The following is a 1,851-nucleotide window of genomic DNA, read 5'->3' on the forward strand; positions in this document are numbered from 1 at the left end:
GCCGTCGGTCTGCGCGTCCTGCCAGGAGTAGCCGAACGTCAACGAGTCGCTCCCACAAGTTGCCCGTGCGTCGATGCCGCATGCCGTATCCGTGGCGCATCGCGGTCTGCGTTGGCGCGTTGCGCTGGGAATGGTGCGCAGGACGGCCTCACTCGGGCGGCGCCTGCACCTCCACCGTCACTTCCAGCACGTCGTGGCGCCAGGACTCGATGTCGAACTCCACCGCGCGGCCGTCGGCGGCGTAGCTCACCCGCTGCAGCCGGAAGCACGGCGTGCCGGCGGTGGACTGCAGCAGCGCCGCCCGTTCGGCGTCCAGCGTGGCCGGATACATCGACAGCCGGCTGCGTGTCTGGCGCAGCCCCAGCCGCTGCGCGAGCACGGCGCTGAGCGAAGTGGCCAGGTCGTAGTCGAGCAAGGTCGGTGCCCAGGCGGCCAGGATCGCGTTGGTCTCCAGCAGCACCGCGCGGCGGCCGATCCAGCGCCGGCGCTGCAGGACGAAAACCTCTTCAGCGGCATCGTCCAGTTCCAGCTGCCGCGCCAGCATGGCGCCGGCCGGTTGGCGGCGCGCGCCAAGCAGTTCGGTACGCGGCATGCCGCCCTGCGCGGCCACGTACTGCATGAAGCCGGCGATGCTGGTGGGGTCGTGGCGCACGCGCGGCGCGCTGACGAACCAGCCGCGGCGGTTCTCGCGGTAGATATGTCCTTCCGATTCGAGTTGCTGCAGCGCCTCGCGCAAGGTGATGCGGGTGCAGCCGAACAGCGCGGCCAGTTCGCGCTCCACCGGCAGGCGCTGGTCCGCGGCCCATTCGCCGCCGGCGATGCGCGCCAGCAGCGCATCGACGATGCGCTGGCCGAAGCCGGCGGCGGGATTCAATGGCGTGGGCATGGGGTCTCCGTCGCGCGATGGCGCGTGTCTTACATGGTTGCAGACAACCCGCCACGTTTGTGCGAGCGGCTCCCGCGTCGCCACGGGTCATCGGTCGCGACAGGCCTTGCTGGTAACGCCCGTCGCGATTGAAAGTCGCTCCCGCATCGCCGGTTACTGCAATGCCAGGGCGAGAATGCGCCAGCGTAGCGGTCCCGGTATCCGTGGCGCCGCCGCGCCGGGCCGTCATTCGCTAGCGCTTGCCGCATGGGTTGCGGTGCATGCGGATGCGCCGGCTCATGGCGCCGGCTGCGCGGCGCCGGCGCGATGCAGGTCGGCCTGCCACAGCCGCAGGCCGTACACCGCCAGCACCACGAAGCCGGCGTACAGCGCCGCGGTGGGATACAGCCCCTTGTAGACGAAGACGCCGACGTAGACGCAGTCGAGCACGATCCACAGGCCCCAGTTGGCGATGCGTTTGCGCGCCGCCCAAAAACTGGCGACCAGACTGAAGGCGGACAGCGCCGCATCCAGCCACGGCAGCGCGGCGTCGGTGTAGCGATGCATCAGCCAGCCCAGCAGCGCCGCGCCGGCGGCGCCGGCCAGCAACGACTGCACGCCTTCGCGCCGCGGCAGCGGGCCGACATGGACCTTGCCATGGTCCAGCCGACCCTGGCTCCAGCGCCACCAACCGTAGCCCTGCAGGAACACGTAGACGCCCTGCAGCAACATGTCCGAATACAGCTTCCATTGGTAGAACAGCCACGCATAGAGCAGCACCGCGACGACGTTGACCGGCCAGCACCAGCGCACCCGCCGCGCGGTCAGCCACACGCCGAGCACGTTGACCAGCACGGCGAGGAGTTCGAGGGGGGACATGGGGTGGGGGCTCGGTTTTGGGGGCGGGACTCGGGACTCGGGACTCGGGACTCGGGATTTTCGCAAGTTCGATGCTTTTGCGCTTTTCTGTGGGAGGGGCTTCAGCC

At 69.7% G+C, this 1,851-nt stretch carries 2 protein-coding genes; both read right to left on the reverse strand.

The window, feature by feature from the left end; all coding sequences use genetic code 11:
* Positions 1 to 148 precede the first annotated feature (148 nt).
* Positions 149 to 886, reverse strand: coding sequence for a UTRA domain-containing protein (locus tag VDQ83_RS18620; RefSeq protein WP_455436014.1), 738 nt, complete (start codon positions 884 to 886; stop codon positions 149 to 151).
* Between the two features lie 276 nt (positions 887 to 1,162).
* Positions 1,163 to 1,744 (reverse strand): nicotinamide riboside transporter PnuC, encoded by a 582-nt coding sequence (gene pnuC / locus VDQ83_RS18625; protein ID WP_455436015.1) that lies wholly within the window; start codon positions 1,742 to 1,744, stop codon positions 1,163 to 1,165.
* Between the last annotated feature and the right edge of the window lie 107 nt (positions 1,745 to 1,851).

Source organism: Xanthomonas sp. WHRI 7945, from assembly GCF_035026585.1.